At 36.4% G+C, this 21,475-nt stretch carries 21 protein-coding genes; 12 read left to right on the top strand and 9 right to left on the bottom strand.

The genetic code is table 11. From position 1 onward, the window contains the following. Positions 1–175: 175 nt before the first annotated feature. Positions 176–964 (bottom strand): CsxC family protein, encoded by a 789-nt coding sequence (locus tag KHA87_RS13420; protein WP_213094667.1) that lies wholly within the window; start codon positions 962–964, stop codon positions 176–178. A gap of 117 nt (positions 965–1,081) precedes the next feature. Then, complete coding sequence (locus KHA87_RS13415) at positions 1,082–1,678, bottom strand: hypothetical protein (protein ID WP_213094666.1); 597 nt, start codon at positions 1,676–1,678, stop codon at positions 1,082–1,084. Between the two features lie 602 nt (positions 1,679–2,280). Between KHA87_RS13415 and KHA87_RS13410 the strand changes: the two genes are divergently transcribed. From KHA87_RS13410 to KHA87_RS13385, 6 genes are all read left to right on the top strand, one after another. Continuing rightward, the gene (locus KHA87_RS13410) at positions 2,281–4,362 is read left to right on the top strand and encodes a BglG family transcription antiterminator (RefSeq protein ID WP_213094665.1); all 2,082 of its coding nucleotides are present in this window, start codon (positions 2,281–2,283) and stop codon (positions 4,360–4,362) included. 6 nt (positions 4,363–4,368) lie between these two features. Next, a complete protein-coding gene (locus tag KHA87_RS13405) occupies positions 4,369–4,656 on the top strand; it encodes a PTS sugar transporter subunit IIB (RefSeq protein ID WP_213094664.1) in 288 nt (95 codons plus the stop codon). A 30-nt stretch (positions 4,657–4,686) separates the two neighbouring features. Beyond that, positions 4,687–6,054, top strand: a complete 1,368-nt coding sequence (locus tag KHA87_RS13400; RefSeq protein WP_213094663.1) for a PTS ascorbate transporter subunit IIC — start codon at positions 4,687–4,689, stop codon at positions 6,052–6,054. 10 nt (positions 6,055–6,064) lie between these two features. Next, positions 6,065–6,775, top strand: coding sequence for a transaldolase (locus tag KHA87_RS13395; protein WP_213094662.1), 711 nt, complete (start codon positions 6,065–6,067; stop codon positions 6,773–6,775). Positions 6,776–6,940: 165 nt separating this feature from the next. Continuing rightward, positions 6,941–7,861, top strand: coding sequence for a helix-turn-helix transcriptional regulator (locus KHA87_RS13390; protein WP_213094661.1), 921 nt, complete (start codon positions 6,941–6,943; stop codon positions 7,859–7,861). 201 nt (positions 7,862–8,062) lie between these two features. After that, the gene (locus KHA87_RS13385) at positions 8,063–8,320 is read left to right on the top strand and encodes a zinc ribbon domain-containing protein (protein WP_213094660.1); all 258 of its coding nucleotides are present in this window, start codon (positions 8,063–8,065) and stop codon (positions 8,318–8,320) included. Between the two features lie 250 nt (positions 8,321–8,570). On the opposite strand, the gene KHA87_RS13380 is transcribed toward KHA87_RS13385, so the two are convergent. The 5 genes from KHA87_RS13380 to KHA87_RS13360 are packed head-to-tail and all read right to left on the bottom strand — an operon-like array spanning position 8,571 to position 10,885. Beyond that, on the bottom strand, positions 8,571–8,870 hold the full coding sequence (locus KHA87_RS13380; RefSeq protein ID WP_213094659.1) for a spore coat protein: 300 nt from the start codon (positions 8,868–8,870) through the stop codon (positions 8,571–8,573). A gap of 17 nt (positions 8,871–8,887) precedes the next feature. After that, positions 8,888–9,082: a hypothetical protein gene (locus KHA87_RS13375; protein ID WP_213094658.1), complete on the bottom strand. Its 195-nt coding sequence runs from the start codon at positions 9,080–9,082 to the stop codon at positions 8,888–8,890. Positions 9,083–9,099: 17 nt separating this feature from the next. Next, the gene (locus tag KHA87_RS13370; RefSeq protein WP_213094657.1) at positions 9,100–10,236 is read right to left on the bottom strand and encodes a zinc-dependent alcohol dehydrogenase; all 1,137 of its coding nucleotides are present in this window, start codon (positions 10,234–10,236) and stop codon (positions 9,100–9,102) included. Positions 10,237–10,253: 17 nt separating this feature from the next. Continuing rightward, complete coding sequence (locus KHA87_RS13365; RefSeq protein WP_213094656.1) at positions 10,254–10,622, bottom strand: spore coat protein; 369 nt, start codon at positions 10,620–10,622, stop codon at positions 10,254–10,256. Continuing rightward, complete coding sequence (locus tag KHA87_RS13360) at positions 10,619–10,885, bottom strand: spore gernimation protein GerQ (protein WP_213094655.1); 267 nt, start codon at positions 10,883–10,885, stop codon at positions 10,619–10,621. The genes KHA87_RS13365 and KHA87_RS13360 overlap by 4 nt, the downstream gene beginning before the upstream one ends. A gap of 346 nt (positions 10,886–11,231) precedes the next feature. Here KHA87_RS13360 and KHA87_RS13355 point away from each other — a divergent pair, with 346 nt between their 5' ends. Next, positions 11,232–12,128 (top strand): DMT family transporter, encoded by an 897-nt coding sequence (locus KHA87_RS13355; protein ID WP_213094654.1) that lies wholly within the window; start codon positions 11,232–11,234, stop codon positions 12,126–12,128. Positions 12,129–12,371: 243 nt separating this feature from the next. Here KHA87_RS13355 and KHA87_RS13350 read toward each other — a convergent pair whose 3' ends face one another. Beyond that, positions 12,372–14,063, bottom strand: a complete 1,692-nt coding sequence (locus KHA87_RS13350) for a methyl-accepting chemotaxis protein (RefSeq protein ID WP_213094653.1) — start codon at positions 14,061–14,063, stop codon at positions 12,372–12,374. Between the two features lie 597 nt (positions 14,064–14,660). Further along, on the bottom strand, positions 14,661–15,347 hold the full coding sequence (locus KHA87_RS13345; protein ID WP_213094652.1) for a hypothetical protein: 687 nt from the start codon (positions 15,345–15,347) through the stop codon (positions 14,661–14,663). A 301-nt stretch (positions 15,348–15,648) separates the two neighbouring features. Between KHA87_RS13345 and KHA87_RS13340 the strand changes: the two genes are divergently transcribed. The 5 genes from KHA87_RS13340 (at position 15,649) to KHA87_RS13320 (ending at position 21,422) form a co-directional block, all read left to right on the top strand. Next, positions 15,649–16,365 carry a cell division site-positioning protein MapZ family protein gene (locus KHA87_RS13340; RefSeq protein WP_213094651.1) on the top strand — a complete coding sequence of 239 codons (717 nt, stop codon included), beginning with the start codon at positions 15,649–15,651 and terminating at the stop codon, positions 16,363–16,365. An 81-nt stretch (positions 16,366–16,446) separates the two neighbouring features. Continuing rightward, positions 16,447–16,722, top strand: coding sequence for a hypothetical protein (locus tag KHA87_RS13335; protein WP_213094650.1), 276 nt, complete (start codon positions 16,447–16,449; stop codon positions 16,720–16,722). 417 nt (positions 16,723–17,139) lie between these two features. Then, positions 17,140–19,191 carry a glycosyltransferase gene (locus KHA87_RS13330; RefSeq protein ID WP_213094649.1) on the top strand — a complete coding sequence of 684 codons (2,052 nt, stop codon included), beginning with the start codon at positions 17,140–17,142 and terminating at the stop codon, positions 19,189–19,191. 1,353 nt (positions 19,192–20,544) lie between these two features. Beyond that, a complete protein-coding gene (locus KHA87_RS13325; protein WP_213094648.1) occupies positions 20,545–20,820 on the top strand; it encodes a DUF4190 domain-containing protein in 276 nt (91 codons plus the stop codon). A 113-nt stretch (positions 20,821–20,933) separates the two neighbouring features. After that, positions 20,934–21,422, top strand: coding sequence for a zinc ribbon domain-containing protein (locus KHA87_RS13320; protein WP_213094647.1), 489 nt, complete (start codon positions 20,934–20,936; stop codon positions 21,420–21,422). Positions 21,423–21,475 lie beyond the last annotated feature (53 nt).

Here is a 21,475-nt window from a genome sequence, read left to right as displayed (position 1 = left end):
AGAGATAGATTACCGCTAAATGTTAATATCTAAGATACAGGGAAAGGTGCTCTTTTACCGTTTAGGAAACGAGACACCTTCCCGTTTTTATCAGAATTGCTTTTTAAATGTTTGATAATTGGTTTAAATGGAGTTATCTTTAAGCAACAATTCTTTCATTACTAGATGGGTGTAATTATGAAGATTCCCAGTCATCGCTACTTTCATTGTGACTATAGTCTTGTAAATGCACTTGTTGATTTTGTAAAACTTTAAACGTTAGTTCAATAACCATTTTTTCCTCGATTGTTCTAAATGTTCCTTCTTCAAACGGAGCGGTAATTTTAAAACCTGAATGGTTCTCAACGACCCCAAAGTGCCTATCAAGTGGTTCATCGTATTCAATAAATTTGCTGGAGATCAGTTCACAAAATGGTAGTTCATTAAAGATTTCTTCGCTTATTTGGTTGTGTTCCGTGAAATCCCCTGAAAGTAAATGTTCTTTTGATGAAAATCCTGATGGAAGTTTAGACGATTGAAAGTAATTAAATTCTCTTGTTGGTGGAGTCGCTCTAAAGTCTGGTTCGCTAATAAGATCGATTCTTGTCACCACTTGGAATGGTACATCTACAGTCAGTGAATGAATAGTAGACGATACATGATCTTTGCCTCCGCGCAGTGGTGTCGCATACTGAATATTTTTGCGAACAAACCCTTTTAAAAATAGTTTATTGGTAGGCAATAGTAAGCGACATTGAACAAGCTTTATATTCTTTCGGATCTTTTTAATTTCTAGAACAGGTTCTGGGAATTTAATAATGGAATCTAAATCAATTTGAACAGTTTGTTCGCCTAAAACAACCGGTACTTTCATAAAGGGATGTGCATTAATGACTCGAGGCTGAACAGGCCTATTACTTGCCTCCTGTTGTACAGAAGAATGAACAACTTTTCTTTGGTTACCCTTGGATTTGGACCGCGACATATATTTTCTCCTTTCAATTAATTTGTTAGTTTCCATTTCAGTTTATGATGAAAATATCATAAAGCTTGGACAAATTAACTGAAGGATTAGCACATTTTTAGGGAGAATAGGCTTGGTTTAGGGTTCAAATGGATGGATTTGGTTCTGGAGAATTCGGTATTCCATTTCACAATTCACGTTCAGCAGGAGGTATGCGTATTTATCTTTTTTCTCCATGGAATGAGAAGTAATCACTTTTGTCTGGATAACCTCGAATTTAGGGATCTCATTGTTGTAAATAATTTGCTCATAATGAATGATTTCCGTATTATGATCTGCTTCTGTAAACTCGTATTGCCTTTTTTGATTACTTTGCGTATAGAGCGGCGGTGACTTATACTCCAATTTGGATGTTGTTTTCCAAGGTAACTTAATCATTTGAAGATGAATTTTCGTGTCTTTTCCTTTTGTATAGGTAATTTCACCAATCAGTTTACCGGAGACCCATATATGATTTGCGGAAAGATTTATTTGATATTTAACAGGATGGATGGACCAATTAATATCCAAAATTTTATTAACCGTACCGTTCGTTTTTACTTTTTTCGATAATTTAAAGTCAAGATTGGAGTGGACTATTTCTGTAAGAATTTTATATTTTTGTTGAAGAGGATGAAGATTATCTAATTCGTCTAATTCATCCCTTTGTAGATCCTGCTGTTCGTTCGAATTCATGTATCCCTCTCCCTTCATATTTATATCAGACTGTTAGCGCATATATTGTTGCTTTTCGCAAATTGTTCTCCATCTTAATATAGACTTGCTGTCGGGGCATCTTTTCTAAAGATAATTTTCGTCACCAAAACCAAGAAAGTTTAAGAAAAGAGCCTTATATAAAAATATGTTCCGTGTTAACAATATAAAACCTCAATTGAAATATGAATTAATAACGCTTGGACGATTCATTTGATGCAGACGGCCTAACGGGGCTGGTCAAATTCAAATGGTTAAATAACAAAAAAAGTTTGGGGATAATCTTTTGGATTGTAATTCCCGTAAGCTGCAATGCATGTTTTTCGTCTACCACTCGTAAAGAAATATTAATTGCTAGTTGACTGGAACATTGGTCATTCCAAAAGTGACCAGCATCATGAAAAGTTGAAAGTTACGGAAAAAAAGAAGGATTCTTTTACGGAAAGATGTCTTTTTTTCTTTTTTTTGTTTTGTAAACCATCCTTAACCCAATCTTGTGCATTTCAATGTACCAAAAAAGGTACAAATGAAAGCGTTATCATTAATAGAAACACATATATATGTAGAGTAAGGGGAGGAAAAGTATGTTAGATGAGCGAGCCGCTAACCTATTAAGAGTAATTTTATCTAATCGATTAGTAACTTTAAAGCAGTTGGAGCAACAGACTAATTGTTCCCGCCGCCAGGTTCAATATGATTTGCAAAAAATTAATAATTGGCTAGGGGAACAGAAACTACCTCTTATTGTTAACAAACGTGCGCACGGTTTAATGATTGAGGAAGAGATTAGGAGATTTGTACCAAAGGTGTTTGAGTTTGAGCCGAATACCTATGCTCCATCCCATGAAGAAAGAATTACGATGATATTAGTATTAACGTTTCTGAAAAAGGAGTATTTATCGCTTAACCATCTGACGCAGGTTCTGAGAATCAGTCGAAATACAGCATTGTCTTATGTAAAACTGGCTAATTCAGCTGCAAATCAGTTTGGATTACAAATAGAGTACTCGCGTAGGAACGGTTATTATTTTTCCGGAAATGAATTGGATATAAGGCATTTACTATTAAAGAGACTTGCCAATTTCATTCAAAATCCAAACGGAATTAAGCTTCTTAAAGAGATATTTCAGGAGAGTGAAGAGGTAATATCCTTTCAGAGTCATTACGAGAAAATTTATTCCTCTCTAATCTGCATAGAAAAGGAATTAAACGTAACATTTGTGGAAGAAAAAATGATGGAGCTAGCTACTTTTTTTACATTTTTATTTGAAAGAGTAAAAAGATCTAGTTTTTCCCTATTTCCTGGTCACATAGAAGATGCTCTGGAAAATACCGACTTTCTAAATGTGGCAATGATCTTTTTGGAAAGATTAGAAATAACTCTGCCTCCTGATGAAATCATGTATATTTCTATGCAGCTAATGGGGTTAAATATCCGCTATCATCATGAACTATTTCAAAAAGAGAATGATGGTGAGCTTCATAAGGTTTTGGATGAAATAGTTAATGAATTTGAGAAGTTGGCTTGCGTAACTTTTGCCAATCGCGAGCAGGCCATCCAATCCCTATATATGCATATTCGTCCGGCTTATTATCGAATGGTGTTCAATATCCCGATATCCAATCCCTACTTATCGAGGATAAAGAAAGAATACTTTGATCTTTTCATTCTAGTGAAAAAATCATTAAAACGGCTTGAGGAATATGTGAAAGTTCCTATTTCTGAGGATGAAATTGGTTATATAGCTTTACATTTTGGATCATTTTTAAAATCTCAAGGGTTACCTATTCGGCGAAAAAGGGCCATCATTGTATGTCCGAATGGAATTGGTACCTCCAATATGCTTAAAAGTCAATTGGAAAAATTAATCCCAGAAATCGAAATTACTAAAATTATTTCTCTTAGAGAATATGATTTTGGAAAAGAAAGTGAAATAGATGTGGTTTTTTCTACTGTTTTTATTCAAACCAATGTTCCTTTAATCGTGATCAATCCAATCCTATCGGCTATCGATAAAGCAAGAATCATTCAAGAAGTAGATATTATTCTACATGGATCAGGCTCCATTCACCCAAATATTAATAGTCTCTTGCAGGTAATAAAACTATTTTCCACCGTTCATGATGAGGAAGGATTAAGCCGGGCAATTGCTGATATATTGGTTGGAACTATCGCTGAAAAAATTGGGAGGTATAAACCTGTGCTAAATGAACTTCTAACTAGTGAGATGCTGCAACTGGAAGAAAGAGTGGACAGTTGGGAGGAAGCCATCTCTCTTGCCGCCAAACCATTATTAGAAACGCAAGCAATTGACCAGGAATATATCAACGCAATGATACAAAATGTTATTGATTTAGGTCCGTATATTGTAATGGCACCAAATGTCGCAATTCCACATGCACGACCGGAACAGGGTGTAAAAAAACTGGGGATGAGTTTGCTTAGGTTGAAAAGTCCCGTCTGCTTTTCATCAACCAATCCAGATAAAAAAGCTAACATTATTATAGTGCTTGCAGCGGTCGATAGTGAAACTCATTTGAAAGCATTGAGCCAATTAACAGAATTACTGGAGGAGGAATCGAATATTGCTCATTTAATTGCAGCAAACACGGTGGAAGATATGCTTCCGGTAATTATGAAATATAGTCATAAAGAAAAGGAGTGAGGGGTGTTGATTAGTATTGTTACGGTTTGCGGGAATGGAATTGGAAGCAGCCTTATGCTGAAAATGAAAATTGAAGAAATCTGTGCAGAACACGGAATAAAGGCATCTGTAGAATCATCCGATTTCAATGCGGCAAATGGGAGGAATTGTGATTTAATCGTTACGATTCAGGAGCTGGCACAGCAATTCGGTGCGGGACAAAAAGTAGCAGTAATTCGAAGTTATATTAATAAAAAGAAAATCAAGGAGGATATACTGGACACGCTTTTAGAAATAGCCTCGCAAAAAGGATAAATAAAATAGGGGAAACGGGAGGAATTACGAATGGGATTCTTAGAGTTTTTAAAGGATGTTTTTTCTCAGCCTGCATTGCTTATTGGTATCATGGCTTTTGTTGGTTTGATTGCTTTAAGAAAACCTGGGCATAAGGTGTTGACAGGAACACTTGGCCCGATATTGGGGTATCTTATGTTGAGTGCGGGAGCCGACTTCATCGTTTCCAATTTAGATCCTCTTGGAAAGATGATTGAAAAGGGTTTTCATATAAAGGGTGTAGTCCCAAATAATGAAGCGGTAGTAGCCACTGCGCAGAAAATCCTTGGCGTAGAAACGATGTCTATTTTAGTTTTAGGGTTAGTGCTGAATATTGTATTTGCAAGACTTACGAAATATAAATATGTGTTTTTAACAGGGCATCATAGCTTTTTTATGGCTTGTTTATTATCTGCTGTTTTAGGTGCATCCGGTTTAAAAGGTGCAACTTTAGTAGTAGTCGGAGGAATTGTTCTTGGGGCATGGAGTGCCATTTCGCCTGCTATCGGTCAACGCTATACAAGGAAGGTTACGGATGGCGATGAAGTTGCAATGGGTCACTTCGGAAGTCTAGGATATTATTTATCTGCTTGGGTAGGATCGAAGGTAGGAAAGCCCGAGGATAGTACGGAAAAAATGAATATTCCGGAAAGGTGGGCTTTCCTTCGAAATACAACCATATCTACTGCACTAACAATGGTTTTCTTTTATTTAGTTGCGGCAATTGTAGCAGGACCAACCTATGTTTCTAGTATTTCAGGCGGAATGTCGCCATACTTGTTTGCTATTATGGCTGGCTTGAAATTTGCCATTGGTGTTACCATCGTTTATTCAGGTGTTCGTATGATTTTAGCCGATTTGATTCCTGCCTTCCAGGGTATTGCGACCAAAATTATTCCAAATGCTGTTCCAGCGGTCGATTGTGCAGTCTTTTTCACATATGCACAAACAGCCGTCATAATCGGTTTTGTGTGCAGCTTTATTGGCGGTATTATTGGAATGCTTATTCTTGGATTAAGTGGCGGTGTACTCATTATTCCTGGTCTTGTTCCACATTTTTTCTGTGGGGCTACAGCAGGAATTTACGGAAATGCAACAGGTGGACGACGTGGTGCTGTTATCGGCTCCTTTGTTAATGGCTTAGCCATTACCTTTCTGCCGGCATTTTTGCTCCCGGTACTCGGAACGTTAGGCTTTGCGAACACAACCTTTGGTGATTTTGATTTTACTATTATTGGAATTTTGTTCGGTCAGGCAGGTAATCTATTAAGCACAATTGGTATTTATGCATTGGTTATCATTCTTTTATTAGTTCTTTTTATACCGAACTTCATGAAAACAAAGTCCACAACTATTAATAACTTTGAAGATATTGATTGAGGTGCGTAAATTGGAGGAATTAAATATTAAGATTTTTGCAGACGGTGCTGTCATCGAAGATATGTTAACTGCTAAGCGGACGGGAATAATTAAAGGATTTACCACGAACCCATCCCTAATGAAACAAGCGGGGATTACTAGTTATAAGGACTTTGCCAAGCAAGTTTTACAGGAAATTAATGATTTACCTGTTTCCTTTGAGGTATTTGCTGATGATTTTGACAGTATGGAAAAAGAGGCAAGGAAGATTGGGAGCTGGGGGGAAAATGTCTATATTAAAATTCCAATAACCAATTCCAAAGGGGAAAGCTCTATTCCACTTATTAGAAAGTTATCGGCTTCGGGACTATCCTTAAATGTAACAGCAATATTAACAATCGATCAGGTTCGCGAATCAGTGAATGCCTTCCATCCAGGCACGCGAAATATTGTTTCTGTATTTGCTGGCAGAATAGCTGATTCGGGAATAGATCCTGTACCATACATGAGAGAAGCAGCCTATATTTGCCACGAAAAGAACGGAACAGAATTATTATGGGCGAGCACTAGAGAATTATATAATATATTTCAAGCGGAGGATTGCGGCTGTGATATTATAACCTGCACCCCAGCGATTATCAAAAAACTGCCGAATATTGGCAAGGATTTAAAGCAAATATCTCTAGAAACGGTGCAGATGTTTCATAAGGATATTCAATCTTTGGGGTATTCTATTTTGTAAACGGAGAACGTCTAAGTATTGCTGAAAGTGAGAATTCACGAAGGGACGGTTTACTTGTTTTCTTAGGAAAATAAGTAGACCGTTTTTACATGCATAAAATAAAGGATTTTTCTTATTACATAGAAAATACTTCAAGAAAGCAGTTTTAAAATGGAGGGTTCCAAATTGAAATTAGACCGATTATTGGCGATGACCATGATTCTTATCAATCGTCGAAGGGTAAGGGCACAAGAATTGGCTGAAATGTTTGAGGTGTCTATCCGGACAATCTATAGAGATATCGAGACACTTGGCCAGGCCGGAATTCCAGTCGTTACCTTTAAAGGCTCAAATGGTGGGATTGGGCTAATGGATGGGTATCGATTAGATAAAAACGTCCTTACCGAGGAAGAGTTGAACGCCATCTCTACTGCATTAAAAAGTGTTTCTACTTCCTTTCATGATGAGCATGGTTCTTCCGTATTAGAGAAAATAAAAGGTATAACCGGAGAGGTGAAAAAGGAATCCATAGTCGTTGACTTTAGTCCGTGGGGGCAAAATGAAGCATTAAGGATAAAAGTTGATCAATTAAAAGAGGCGATTGAAGCGTCTATATGTGTGAAATTCAACTATTCTAGCAGTGCCGGGCAAGGAACCGAAAGAACTGTCGAGCCTCATATGATAATTTTAAAAGGGAAGGCATGGTATCTGTATGCTCATTGCCAGCTAAGAGGCAGCTTTCGATTGTTCAAAATATCAAGGATCCGCAATCTTCAGCTAACAAAGGTAGTATTTTCAAGAAAGGAATTTACAATTGAAGAAATCCCATGGGAAAAGGAGTGGTTCCAATCAAGCAGTGCCATCAAGCTAACCTTATCCTTTGATGAAAGCCTTTTGGCTTCCGTTGAGGACATGTTTGATGCGGAAAATGTGATAAAAGGGGAGGATGGGAGGTATCTAGTTGTAACAGAAATGCCCGAGGATGATTGGTTGTACGGATTTCTATTAAGCTTCTTAGACAAGCTCGAGGTGCTTGACCCACCACATGTTCGAGAAAAACTACTTCAGATTACTTCCAAAATGGAAAATTTATATAAAAATTATTAAGGAAGGCACTTTTCTTTAGCGTAGTTGCATTTCAATGCAAAATCTTTAATACGACCTCTCTATTAAGAAAGGATGCCCCGAGCTAAAGAATTATAACAATATAAGAAAAATAACAATCTATAAGAAAAACTTTTTTGAGAAATATGACATAATGATGTCATATTAAGGCTTCTATAATAAGGGCAAAAGGGAGGAATGAAAATGGAACAACCAATTTTTTGTCAAAGCTGTGGAATGCCACTGAACGAGGAGAAGCTATTCGGAACGGAAAAAGAGGGGGGACGAAGCAAGGAGTATTGCTATTATTGCTATGAGAATGGAGAATTCACACAACCAAATATGACATTGGAAGAAATGATAGACTTTTGTATCCCATTTTTAGTAGAGGATGGCATGAGCAAAGAGGAAGCGGAAAAAGTATTAAAGAACTCCGTACCATATTTAAAAAGGTGGAATTAGGTAGTTAAACTAAAAAAGGAAAACACTGAAAAATCTTATGTTTTCAGTGTTTTAATATTTTGTCCGGAATTAATTATGTAAGCGGGAATATAAATGGATAATTTTTTTCCTTCTTCTAAGTTCCGCTTTTGGTTAAAATTTGGTCAAAATGTCATCCATTTAGGCAAATAGCGGAACGTCTGTCCTCTCACGGAGGAGAAACCCAAAACATCAGGACGGTTCATGAAACATAAACCGTCCCTGTTTTTTTCTATAAAGTTGGCAAGTTTAAAGCAGTGTCGATATTATTTAAATTGAGATTGATTTGTTCGGTGGTGTCCCAAGCATGATACCAGCCTTTTTCGGCCATATAAGTGGAAATCTGTTCATGCATATCAAGAGCTTCGACTAAATGGCGCGTAAGGATTTCTTTGATTTCAGGTGTCCCCGCTTCTGTTACGGCCATTGCATAATTTCTAACCCCGCTTTTAGCTGCAATTAATAAATCCATTGCCACTACCTGGTCCGTTAATGCATCCATGCCAGTTAAATATTCAATGATTGGATTCAAGTTCATTCCACTCCTAATTAATGCAGTGTATTGGATAAGATGGAGGCATATTCCTCTAACTGCTTAGTAGTTATATCAACGTCCTGCTGCATGATTTCTTTCAATCTAGGGTCTGTTACTAAAGCCTTCATTGTTTTGGATTTTGTTAAACAAAGCGTTTTAAAGGCAGCCATTTCTTGGACTTCCAGAATTTCATGTAATGCATAATCCATCATGAAAACCTCCCTTTTTATGGTTTCAGCACGACTTTTATACAATTATCTGTTTTTGCGTCAAAGATCTCATATCCATGCCTTGCTTCACTAAGTGGAAGGACATGGCTCACGACATCGCCAGGATCGATTTTTCCAGTCGAAACCAATTCAAACATATAAGGCATATAGTGAATCACCGGTGCTTGTCCCGTTCGGATGTTCACATTGCGATTCATAATATCCCCCATCGGGAATGCATTATATCTTCCTCCGTAAATGCCTGTTACTTGAATGGTTCCGCCTTTTCGAACCGCTTGTGATGCTATTATAAACGCACTAAATGCTCCACTTTGAAGTTTCATCCCACTTGCAATAAACTCCATGTCGGTCATTTTTCCATCCATCCCAACAGCATCAATGACAACATCCGCACCACCTTTCGTAATTTCCTTCAAATAACTTCCTACATTCTCATGGTCCTCAAAGTTAACAATTTCTACTTTATTTGTTCGTTTAGCATGCTGCAAACGGTAATCAACATAATCCACAGCAATGACGCGTTTTGCCCCTTTTAGCCAACAAAACTTCTGAGCAAAAAGTCCGACTGGACCGCAGCCTAAAACAATTACCGTATCTCCGTCCTTTACACCTGCGTTATCAACGCTCCAAAATCCAGTGGTCATCGCATCCGCAATGACTGTTAACTTTTCATCCGGTTCTTCACAAGTCTCTGGGATTTTGAAATGAGTAAAGTTAGCAAAGGGAACTCGCAAATATTCCGCTTGACCTCCTGGATAACCACCGGTTGTACCGGAATATCCGAAATAGGCCCCCATGTCTCCATTGTCATTTGAATTGTCACATTGACTTTCCAAATGGTTTTTGCAATAGAAACATTCACCACATGCTATATTAAAAGGAATGATGACACGATCTCCTTTTTTCAGATTTGTCACTCCTGAACCAACCTCTTCGACTATTCCCATTGGTTCATGACCAATAACATAATTCTCTTGCATGTTCGGTATCATACCGTGAATTAAATGTAAATCAGAACCACATATAGCTGTGCTGGTTACCTTAATGATCATATCATCGGGTTTTTCAATCTTTGGATCCGGAACATCTTTTACCACCACATTTTTAATCCCTTGATAAGTTACCGCCTTCATTCTACACACCTCCGTCTTTAATGTTCATCAGGTACCCGATCAAACATCCCTTTTCTATTTGTCTCCACAGGATAAAGATTCATTTTGCTAATCATCATTGTATTGTTGGCAGAGAGTTGATCCAATTTATACTGTTCACTTAATTCGTATGGATGGAACCATTTTTTACGAATCATCAGTTCGGAAATTTCTTGGTGCATGGCAATCCCTTGCATTAATTGTTTGCGGAGAGCAGCTCTAACGTCAGGTGATGCAGATTCGGTAAATGCCACAGCAATATTTCGAACACCCTCTTTGGCACGAAGGAGTAAATCCATCGCAAGGGTGGTATCTGCCAGCTCAGGCATGTGTAATGAGTTTATAGGATCTAAGTAGTCATTATTCAATGGACTGTTCCTTCCTTTCCATCCATTATTGGTGTAGGGCGATTTTGAGGGACAGGAGCTTGAAAAGGTGCTCGTTCATAAATAGATTGCAATTCTGTCAGGGCTTGAATGGATTGTTCTACATCTTTTTGCATTAATGCTCTTAGATCTTGATCAAATACAAGTCCTTGCATTAATTTTGATTTCGCTAAACATAAAGTTTTAAAATTAATCACTTCGTGTAAATCCAATGATTCATGGGGAGCTAATTTTTGAATATCCATCTTGAATTCCTCTCTTTTTTTTTATTCAAGGTTATTGTTTCAAATATAGGATGAATCATACTTAAAAACATGGCTTTTGCGTTAAGATTGTTGTTTTTATTTATTGTTATTAATTCTAATAGAGTCTTAGCTCGGGGCTTCTTTTCTTAAGTTATTCATTCATAACTAAAGTTCTTGGCGTTATTATGATTTACGAGTGAGAAAGCAACAAAGTTTAAAAAAAGAGGCTTAAACAAGGAGATGGCTGCTTTGTTTACATTCAGGTCCTAGGATTTGTTTCCTCTTGAATCCTCTCTATTTCAGTGATACGCTTGGGATTATGAAAAATTAGATGGGAGGTTAAGAGTTGAATAAAGCATTTATTTTTGGATTTATAACCATAGTCATTTGGGCTTCTTCCTTTGCTGCAATTCGTGCCGGATTGGCAGGAGGATTTTCAGCTGGACATTTAGTTCTTAGCCGTTATCTAATTGCATCCACTATATTTGCAATTTACGCACTATGGCCAAAAACAAAATTTCGGTTGCCAAGAAAAAAGGATATCCTACAAATTACGTTACTTGGTCTAACTGGGATTAGTATTTATCATATTGGAATTACATTCGGTGAATTATCTGTTTCAGCTGGGACAGCTGGTATGCTGGTAGGGTCTGCCCCATTATTTACTGCACTTATAGCCATTTTTGTTTTAAAGGAAAGGGTGGGCAAGATTGGCTGGATCGGATTAGGCATTGGTTTCCTTGGAATTATCCTCATTACTGCAGGAACTTCCGCTTCCTCTTTTGAGATTTCGAAGGGAGCTCTATTAATCATAATGTCTGCCGTTGCAACTTCTATACTATTTGCTTTTCAAAAATCACTTTTGAATCGCTATACATCCATTGAACTAACAGCATTTTTTTCCTGGATTGGAACCATTCCATTCCTTGTGTTTTTTCCGGGTATTCTCCATGATATCCAGCACGCGACGATGGAGGCCCATTTGTCTGCCATTTATATTGGGATTTTTCCGACTGCGATTGGCTATGTGACGTGGGCATTGGCTTTATCCTCAGGTAAAGCTAGTGCGGTCACAAGCTTGTTATATATTGAACCAATATTTGTGATTTTAATTGCAGGATTTTGGCTTCATGAATGGCCGGGCATGCTTTCCATCATCGGACGAATTGTTGCTATAGCAGGAGTTATAGTCGTGAATATGTTAGGTAATAAGCAACCTGTTATCCACAAAAAAGCAGCGTAAATAAAATATGGGCCGGTGTGCTCTTGTTTCTTATAAGGGCACCGGCTATCGTATTTTAAAGAAGAAGTCTGGAAGAATAAAGAAGATATCCGCAGAATTCAAAATACAATGGGAATGAACTAACCTCAAGACAAGAACCTCAGGAGTTATCACCTCAAAATTATACAATTTCACTTTATTTAAAACGAAGGGAGGGTTTTCACAAATGTGAAAACCCTCCTGGTATTAATAACACGATAGATTTTAAATTTTAAACTTACTAACATGCATTTGCAGATCCTCTGCCATTTTTGATAAAGCAGATGCGGATGCGGCAATTTCCTCCATAGAGGCTAGCTGTTCCTCTGAAGCAGAGGCTACATTTTGTGTGTTATTGGCTGATTCCTGTGCAATTTTTGCGATTTCTTCCATTGATGCATTAATCTCTTCTGCGCTAGCAGACATTTCTTCCGAAACGGCTGTAGCTTCTTGGATTTGTGCAGTGACTTGTTCAATTAGCATTAGAATTTTTTGGAACTTCGTTTCCGCCTCTTGAACAACCTCCATACCAACCTCAACCTCGTGAGTACCTTGGTCCATTACCTCAACAGCATGTGTAGTGTCACCCTGGATTTTTGTGATTAAGGAAGCTATTTGATCTGCGGAGTCTTTTGATTGCTCTGCAAGTTTTCTCACTTCATCCGCTACAACGGCAAAACCTTTTCCGTGTTCCCCGGCACGAGCAGATTCAATCGCAGCATTGAGTGCCAATAAATTGGTTTGTTCTGCAATAGAGGTTATTACTTCAATTATTTTCCCAATTTCGATGGAGTGCTCTCCTAGGTTTTTCACAACGGAAGCAGAATTATCTACCACCTCATGAATGGTGCTCATTTGATGTTTAACTCTTTGCATGGAATTATTCCCATCGTTTGCTTCTTTGTTAGTTTCCGTCGCTAACTCTGATACGGAGGTTGTGGTCTCAGCAACCTGCTGAATTCCGATCGTCATCTCTCTCATTGCTTGTGAGCTTTCTGTTGCTCCTGAACCTTGGATTTCTGCACCGTTCGCAATCTCTTGAATAGCTGTAGCGATTTGGTTGGTTGCTTGAGAAGTTTGCTCGGCACTAGCTGTTAATTCCTCTGAAGACGAAGCAACCTGAACGGAACTTAAGCCTACTTTTTCGATTAATTGCTTCAGATTCATCGCCATCTGATTAAAGGAGTTTGCTAATTCGCCAACTTCATCCTTATTTTTTACCTTAATGACATCTACCGTTAAATCACCTTCAGAAATTCTCGATGCTGTTTGTGCGATGGTAACGATAGGCTTTGAAATAAGACGCCCCATGATTAAAGCTGTTCCTATTCCGAGGATAACGGCAATAATTCCTAGAGTAAGAATTTGTGATATCGTATTTTTTGCTTTTTGGGTAGTTTCTTTATTTCCTTTTTCTAGAATACCACCTTGATAAGCGGATAGTTTTTCTGCTTGTGCATCAAACCTTTTTATAATATCGCGCCCTTGTGTTGTCAATAGCGCAGTATATTCTTCCGTTTTATTTTGTTTTTTGAGCTCAATTACTTGATCTGCAAATTGGTTGTATTCTTTTTCAATTTGATCCAGATCCTTTAGCATTTGGATTGCTTGTGGAATTTGAAATCTGCCTAATAAATTTTCATATTTCTTATGATAGGCATTTTTGGAGTCTGTATAGGCTTGAAGTGCTTGGTCATCCCCTAAAATTAAATATCCCCTCAAAGTAATCATTTCTTGCTTTACAGCTACTTGCAGGTCTTTAATATCGACCGCTTTTTTGGCTTTGTCTTGTAATAAAACGGTGTAGTCATCATTAACCCTGCTTATTTGATAGTAACTTACTCCAATCGTCATAATTAAAATAGCGATGACTATTAAAAAACTCCCTAAGAGCTTTCTATTAATGGTCCATTTCATACTAATCCCCTCATTAAATATATATGTTTTTGAAAAAATGGTGCATGCGATTTAAGATAGCTATCATTTAAAGATAAGCTATCTTCAACCTTTTATTGTAAATAGGATAAAACTAATATGCCTCGAGACCCCCTCATTATAGATAAGCCTATATGAATTGGCAAGAAATTTGTAGTAAATTTAGCATATTTTGTCGAGATAGAACGAAATTTGATGAAAAAAAGTAAGTTTATTGTAAAGCAGGTAAAAAATGAATGTGGAAAGGGTGAACAGGAAGAAACGGCCTAAAGTAATATTAGACCGCTTTCGTACAAATATAAATTTGCTTGGAACCACATTGTGAATAATGGTATGCAAAAAACAGTTAGATGTACAAGTAGTGTAATTGCCGACGAAAAGTGTCTTCTTTTCTTCGGAATAGTAATTTGGGAGTTAGGATAGGATTTTTTTCTCTTTCTAAGCATAAACCCCTATCTTTTTTTACCGATAAAGGAAAAAAGTCAAGAAATTATCTTTTTTACACTAATAGGGAACGTGGGCTCTTTATAAGAGAAAGGGGTATTTAATAGTGATGGTGTATTAAAACCATATTTATCACTAAATATTAATGAACTCTTCTATTTCATTAGATAGAATATTTGTATCCCACGGTGCCCAGAAGTAATGAACACCATCATACTGTAACCAAAAGTTATATGCGATTGATTCATCCGTGTAAAAAACCATGTCATAGGAAATCGGGTCTCCCTTATCGGTATTGGGGCTAAAATTGGGCTGCTCGCTTCCATTACTTAAGATATGGAGGAACCGCTTTATTATATCGCTTTCCTTTATTTCTTTAGTACGTTTTGGGCCGTCCGGTGATTCAATGCCTTTATAAATTTCAATCCGATTTACTTTACTCAAAGGCAAGTCCTTAAAATGCAAGCTAGTTCGGACTGAGTACACTCGATATCCATGTACTACATTTGAATCCTTAACGGCTAAACTTTGTGGATTGCCTTCTATAGAATAAATCGGTGTTCCTTTTTTATGAAAAGCTGCATCTCCATCTTTGATTTGATAATTAGGATCATCTATATTATCCGCTACTTTAAATTTTACTTCTCCAATCTTTTTTCCAAGATATTTTTCATCAGATAATACTTTTGTATATATCCCCTTATAGATTTTGCCGTTCCATTTAATGAAATCTACCCAATCAATAGCGATATGAGTTGTTGTTGTATTTGTACAGCCGGATAATGTAAGCAATAACAACAGGACAAGCCACATTTTTCGCATCCTAATTCCCCCTTTTTATATTAGACGTAACTGTGGAGCTATTGTTTCTCGTTGAATCATTTTAGTTTTCTTATAATTTCGCAAAACTAAATAGTTGAATTAATATGGTAAAATAATACTAAAGGAAATATGGGTAAAAAGTTCTATTATGATTATACTTTGAAACTAGGATTGTCCACCTTACTCTCCATTTCCTTTAGATTAAAAGAAAGAGAGGTTTCCATTTTAGTTAAGTGGACTTATAAAAAATATATTTAAAATGGGTTATTTCAAGAAGGAAAATATAAAAGGGGTTATGAAAATGAAATATATAAAAAGCTTGATTCTTTTAGGAATGATATTAGGAAGTGTTTTGTTTGCTGTTGGTTGTGACGATTCTTCGGATACAGCAAAGAAAGTTAAGGATGATCTAAATGACACTATTCAGTCAGTAGCAAACAAGGATAATAAATATGTTCTTTTTGTTAAAAATGGGAATTTAAACGGATATCCTGATGTAACGGTAGGAGATGCCTTTGCTAATTTCTTTTCTTCACCGAAGTGGAAATACTTCAAAGCCGATAGCGGAGAGCAAGTGGTTGAATTTACAGGATTCTGTACATATATGGATAAAGAGGTAAAGGCGAAGCTGCAATTTATTGTATATGATGACAGTGATCAATTTGACATCGGTGCTCTTGAATTTAACGAGGTCCCACAAAATGCCTTGACTAGAGCAGCTTTAATAAAAGCTGTCTATGAAGAACAGGAAACGGGAACAGATGATGATACTACTGCCCAATCAAGTCAAAGTGACTCCGATTATTCCGAAAATGCATATGAATGGGCTCCCGGAGTAAAGGAGAAATTTGAAGAAGATCTGCTGGAAAATGGTTATATAGATTCCTTGGATAATATTACATATGAAAAGTCCGACGTAATTAATAATGAAGGATACTACAGTGTATATACGGAAGTGGATGGAGAAGACCAATATGTTGTTACTGTTAATGTAAAAACAGGAGACTATCACGGGTAAGTAATGGTGCAGGGCACCATGAGCAAAATGCCGAATATTAAACCGCCCTGTAGAGAGTGAGTATCTCTGCAGGGCTTTTTGTTGGCAAGAACAACAATTATTTCGATCCTTCAAGAAAATACTCAGAAATATAAGCAAAGATTTAATCCAAGCTATCAGGATCTACTATCATCAGCTGTGAATGAATTAAATGAATCGGCAAACCTCCAGATTCAAATAATTAAAGACCTTTTATCAGATAGTGATTACAAAAATATTAAAGATGAATATGATCGTGCAAATAATGAGTATAATTCTGCTTTAAAGAAAATAGATAAATTGGAAAGTACATTAGGTGTACATTATGAGGAAAACTGAAGTAAAGAGCTCATATCATTAATTAATATAAAATTGCGCTAATGGCTATGCTAATTTTATACAGAGCTGAACTACTTTAATTGTGTATAGTACGATAAGGAAAATCAATATATTGTTACCTTCATTATTAAAACGGGATGAACAAGGGATCAGACATTAAATTCACTGTTTCCATTGTGAAATTTATAACTCAAAAAAGGGGAGTATGTATTTACTCCCCCTTTTTTAAGTTCCGGAAAAACAGAAAAAATGTCCCAATCTTTTAACTAAACCAAATAAATGGGGAATCTTTGTAAATATCTAGAAACTAATGTATATTTTTATATAGTAATATAACTTTCTCACTCTATCGAAAGAAAGTAAAACGCAAGTAAATAATCTATAGTGATTGATAATAATGAAAAGTGGAGGGGTTTGATGGAAGGCATGGACAAAACGAATCCATACTTTATATTAAACACGATTGGAATGCAGAAGGCTGGGCTTACGAAGGCTGTTATTGCAAGAATGAATATGATTTGTGAGCAAATGCCCGATAGGAATGTGAATCTGTTAACTCTTTATTTTCAAAGGGATTTTTATCAAGAGGTAGAAGAAATGAAAAGAAAGGGTGCACTTCATCCGAATGTTAAGGTGTTTAATTTCTTCCTAGATCAAGACCCAACAAAGGACGAGAGAGATTACACTGTTACACATGAAGTAGAAGAAGAGGGCCTTATACATTTTAAAGTAAAGGGTCAAGAGTTACCTTCATACAGGTATTATCAAGATGGTTTTTATGTAAAGTATAAACGCTTTGATGAAAATCATAAATTAATTTTTATGAATTCTATTAATGAATATGGAGTTACTTATAAGAGAGAAGAATTTTTGCCAAATGGGCAGTGTATAAGAGAGATTTATTACGATATTACAACGAAGAAGGCAAGGCTTCATCGATATTTAGACAAAAATGGAAAGTGCTACCTATCGCTATGGATGGATGAAGATAGAAATTGGACAAGGATTCAATTATTTACTGATGTAAATATGGAATTTACAGATGCTGCCGATTTTTATACATATTGGTTCGAAAAAGTAATTGAGAAGGATCCGGCACCGGTATTATTTACGGAGTTTCGAGATCGTCTTATTAATTTACCGAAGAAAAATTTAGATCTTGCAGTTTTGAATGTCAAACATCCAGCTGTAAGAAAGGTCGCTTTTGCCCACAGTAATCACTATGCTTCACCTTACTCGTATGGTTCCCCTGTTAGTGCTGTCTGGGATAATCTATTTGCTCGTTTAGATGACTTAGATCAGTTCATTTTTCTAACAGAAGGTCAAAAAAATTCTGTTGGAGCGCTATATGGTGAGCGGGATACATTTCGAGTTATACCTCATTTTGTTGAAAAGCCTCCAGTGAATGGCAAAGATAATTATAATCCTAAATTAATTACAGTGGCTGCACGCTTACAGCATAAAAAGCGTATTGAAGATGCGGTGAAAGCTATTTCATATGCAGCCAAAAAGGTTCCGGACGTTCGATTAGAGATATATGGATTTGGGTATGGGGATGAATATGAAGAGTCCATCCATGAACTTATTGCTCAATTGAACATACAAAAGAATGTTATTTTAAAAGGATTCACAGAAAATCAAACGGATATATACAATAATGCATGCTTTACATTGCTGACATCAAAATCGGAAGGCTTCGGCATGGCTATCACCGAAAGCTTAGCATATGGAACACCTGTGATTGCATATGACATTAATTTTGGCCCCCGTGATATTATTATAGATGGTAAAAATGGTTTTTTAGTAGAGGATGGCAATGTAAAAAAACTTGCCGAAAAAATGTTGCTCTTATTACAAAATAGTGAATTAAGGGAGCAAATGTCTAAGAATGCACCAAAAATATTGCAGAAATTTAGCTATGAACATTTTATTGAAGATTGGAAGGAAGCTTTTTACGATTTAGATAACTGTGTTCCAAAAATTACGCAAACAAAAGTAAAATTGAATATGAAGCCATTTATTAAAGAAGTCAAAGAGGATACGGAAATTATTAAAATCATTATTAATGTTGAAAAAAGCGAAGATACAAGACTATTTTCCTCTTACATCATGGAAAGGGAAACGACTAGGCTTCATTTTGGAGAGGTTCGAGAAATAGACACTAATGTATATGAAATAAGCTTTTCAAAGAATATGTTCGATCACCTAGAAACGATAGGGAATGTCTATGTAAGGGCAGCCAATGATTATTTCATAAAAGATTTTAGAGTTTTTAATGAGAATAATGTTGAGTTCCTATACCAACAAGGAGAAAGACTATATAGGATTTACAGAACGAAACAAAGTCGATTATCTGTCAAATTTGAAATTGTTCCAATCGAAGAGGAACCAGTAGTAGAGGAACCTGTAACACCTCCAAAGAAAGAAAGCAGGATTAGACGAGGGTTAAGAAGGCTGATAAAAGGATAATATCAAGGGAATGGTTCTTTTGTATCTTTTATAGAAGCAGTAGAACCGTTTTCTTTTTTTCAATCTTCACAACTAATAACTAGGTATTTTATACTAAAATAGTAATTTTTAACTACATACATAAATGATTGAGCTGACGATCATGACATCACCTGATCAAATCATGTAGATGCTTGGAAGAAAATATATGGTCGTTTTAAAGATCAGCTTTCTACTGTTTTATTTGTAAAAGATGAAGTACAAGGACAACCACAACCACCTCTCTATTGGATCCTTTATCGGGAAGGGCTAAAAACTGCTGATATATATGAGGCGAAATCTTCTGGTTTCTATAGTGATAAATAAACGAAACGGCAGCGCTCTTGTTTATTGAGCATTGCCGTTTTGTTTTTTACTACACTAGGAATTAATAAAATGAAACCTTATGGATAATTTTTGGAAAGACGTATACGTTTAGCTTCAAGTGAAATGGTCAGTTCAAATTCAACTCATCCATACGCCGATGGTAAGTCGCCTCGCGCTTTTGTTCAAAGGTAAGAAAGTATTTTTTTAGTATAGGAAAGAATTGATTCTTTGTCATATTAGCATTTTAAATGAGGCGTTGTAGGACAAAATCTGTGATGTGGTGGAAAAAAACGGGAACTATCATAGGCAGAACGTGCCTGAAGAAGACGATAGCTAGGATGAGCGGGAACAATCAGAGGCAGAACGTGCCGGAAAAAGATAGAGTGGTGGGAAAATGGGAACGAAAACGAGCTCTATTGGCACAAATTCAGTGAGCAGATGCGTGAGAATGTCATCGTATCATTTTCTTCTGCAGTTTTATACATATCCTTTACTGTATTTGCAGCATTGCTTTCACCTGAACAACCACCTAATATGTCTTACAAATCGCTACTGCCATTAATAATATTTTTTTGAAAATAATTTCCCCCCGTATTATTTAATATAAGCCCCTTTTTCTGCTTAGCAGCCTTTTCCAAATGATAATAGAGCAACTGCCATGACAAATAGCCTTAGCATATTTTTTTACCATGGTAACTAGACACTTACTGCACCTTAGATTCGCGCCTCTATATCCTCTTCTTTCTACAAAGTTTACCTTTTTCATATGTTTATAGGTATAAAGTTGTATTAAGGCATAATGATAATATATAAATGAATTTTATGAGTAAAGGGATTTTAATGAATCAAATAGGATAAAAGTTATAGAAATATATCGAATTATCATCTTTTTTTGTAAAAATTTAGCGAAATATGTTGACACAAATTCGTAAAAATCTTAGATTTATATATAGTAGGTAATTTATCCTGAAAATAGAAAATGGTCTATATTGGAAAGGGGGGGAAGACATGAGTAACGAGAATCAACAAACAATTATCGTACAGAAGCCCGAAGGTAATGGATTAGCAGTTGCCTCATTAGTATTAGGGATTGTTGGTGTTGTTTTAAATCTTATTCCATTTTTACCATATGTGATTGGCGCTTTGGCGATCATCTTTGGAGCTGTTGGAATCAAGAAACCTATTAAAAAAGGTATGTCCATTGCAGGTATCATCCTTGGTGTTATTGCAATTGTAATGAAAATTTTATTCTGGATGGGTATTGCTGTATTAGGAAACCTGTAAGAATTAATAATGCAATTATTTTATATTTTACGAGGAGGCGACCGAATTTTGGTCGCCAAATTCATGGAATTCAATTGGAAAGAAAAGGGTATTTCTTTGTCGGAGGGGACATTATGAGCGATTTACAAACGAAATTGGGTGGAGGAATTAATATTCTCCAAGACAGTTTACAGCAGGGAAAGCAAATGCTGCAAACAGCACAGGAAATTAGTCAATTGAAAAAAGTAGTACAGGAAACTGCTACAAAGCGTGCGGAACTAATCCAGCAATTAGGGGAGACAGTTTATAGAATTCATCGTGACGGTGAACTACATAATCCAGAGTTACAGGAGCTCACACAATCCATTATCGGTTTAGATAAAATAATCTTCAATGCTCAAAAAAGTATGGAGCTGCAAAGCAAAAAGAATCCAACCTCCTATAAATGTCAATGTGGTGCCACTATTAGTGAAAATGACAAGTTTTGCGGTGGGTGCGGTACAAAGGTGGAGATTCAAAAAGAAGTGGAATCTGGCCCAACTATCGTTTGCCAATCATGCGAGGAAGAAATCCCAGCTGCTTCGAATTTCTGTAAATGCTGCGGTATGAAGGTTGTTAAGTAAGTCTCTTTTTCATTATATGTTGTAGGATGAAACATATCTTTTGGTTATTACAC

It is taken from the genome of Bacillus sp. FJAT-49736 (assembly GCF_018343615.1).
In the GTDB taxonomy this organism is placed as follows: Bacteria; Bacillota; Bacilli; order Bacillales; family Bacillaceae_C; genus Margalitia.
The sequence above is the reverse complement of the archived record's forward strand: the minus strand, read 5'-3'. Positions and strand labels throughout refer to the sequence as shown.

Coding starts and splice junctions, on each gene's coding strand:
- KHA87_RS13420 (WP_213094667.1), bottom strand. CDS start 964: ATGTCGCGGTCCAAATCCAAGGGTAACCAAAGAAAAGTTGTTCATTCT.
- KHA87_RS13415 (WP_213094666.1), bottom strand. CDS start 1,678: ATGAATTCGAACGAACAGCAGGATCTACAAAGGGATGAATTAGACGAA.
- KHA87_RS13410 (WP_213094665.1), top strand. CDS start 2,281: ATGTTAGATGAGCGAGCCGCTAACCTATTAAGAGTAATTTTATCTAAT.
- KHA87_RS13400 (WP_213094663.1), top strand. CDS start 4,687: ATGGGATTCTTAGAGTTTTTAAAGGATGTTTTTTCTCAGCCTGCATTG.
- KHA87_RS13385 (WP_213094660.1), top strand. CDS start 8,063: ATGGAACAACCAATTTTTTGTCAAAGCTGTGGAATGCCACTGAACGAG.
- KHA87_RS13375 (WP_213094658.1), bottom strand. CDS start 9,082: ATGGATTATGCATTACATGAAATTCTGGAAGTCCAAGAAATGGCTGCC.
- KHA87_RS13370 (WP_213094657.1), bottom strand. CDS start 10,236: ATGAAGGCGGTAACTTATCAAGGGATTAAAAATGTGGTGGTAAAAGAT.
- KHA87_RS13360 (WP_213094655.1), bottom strand. CDS start 10,885: ATGGATATTCAAAAATTAGCTCCCCATGAATCATTGGATTTACACGAA.
- KHA87_RS13350 (WP_213094653.1), bottom strand. CDS start 14,063: ATGAAATGGACCATTAATAGAAAGCTCTTAGGGAGTTTTTTAATAGTC.
- KHA87_RS13345 (WP_213094652.1), bottom strand. CDS start 15,347: ATGCGAAAAATGTGGCTTGTCCTGTTGTTATTGCTTACATTATCCGGC.
- KHA87_RS13340 (WP_213094651.1), top strand. CDS start 15,649: ATGAAATATATAAAAAGCTTGATTCTTTTAGGAATGATATTAGGAAGT.
- KHA87_RS13330 (WP_213094649.1), top strand. CDS start 17,140: ATGGAAGGCATGGACAAAACGAATCCATACTTTATATTAAACACGATT.
- KHA87_RS13325 (WP_213094648.1), top strand. CDS start 20,545: ATGAGTAACGAGAATCAACAAACAATTATCGTACAGAAGCCCGAAGGT.
- KHA87_RS13320 (WP_213094647.1), top strand. CDS start 20,934: ATGAGCGATTTACAAACGAAATTGGGTGGAGGAATTAATATTCTCCAA.